The following is a 469-nucleotide window of genomic DNA, read 5'->3' on the forward strand; positions in this document are numbered from 1 at the left end:
CCTCTTTCCCTTTCCCTCCCCTTTTCTTTCCTTTTTCCCCTTCCTTTTTCTCCCTCCCTTTTTCCTCCTCCTTCTTTCTTCCCTCCTCCTTCCCCTTTTTCTTTTTCTTTCTCCCTCTTCCTCTTCCCTTCCTCCCTCCTTTTCTCCTTTCCTCCCCCTTTCCTCTTTTTCTTCTTCCCCCCCTTTTCTTCCCTATTCCCCTCTTTTTTCCCCCCTCTTCTCCTTCCCTTCCCTTCCCCCTCTTCCTCTTCCCTTTCTTCCCTTTCTCCCCCTCCTCCTCTTTCCTTCTTTTTTTCCTTTCCCTCCCTCCTCCTCCCTCTTTCCTCCTTCCCCTTCTCCCCTCTTTTCTCTTTTCTTCCCCTCTTTTTTTTTTCTTCTTTTCTTCTCTCTTTTTTTCTCTCCCCTCCCCTTTCCTCTTTCTTCTCCTTCCCCCCTCCCTTCTCTTCCCTCCTTCCTCTCCCTTCTCTTT

General features: G+C 49.0%; 1 protein-coding gene. It reads right to left on the reverse strand.

Annotated features, from left to right (window positions below):
• Positions 1-469: hypothetical protein (locus AB1471_RS18745; RefSeq protein WP_367780940.1), on the reverse strand; the 469-nt coding region annotated here is incomplete at both ends.

It is taken from the genome of Jeotgalibacillus marinus (assembly GCF_040801915.1).
Classification (GTDB): Bacteria; Bacillota; Bacilli; order Bacillales; family Jeotgalibacillaceae; genus Jeotgalibacillus; species Jeotgalibacillus marinus.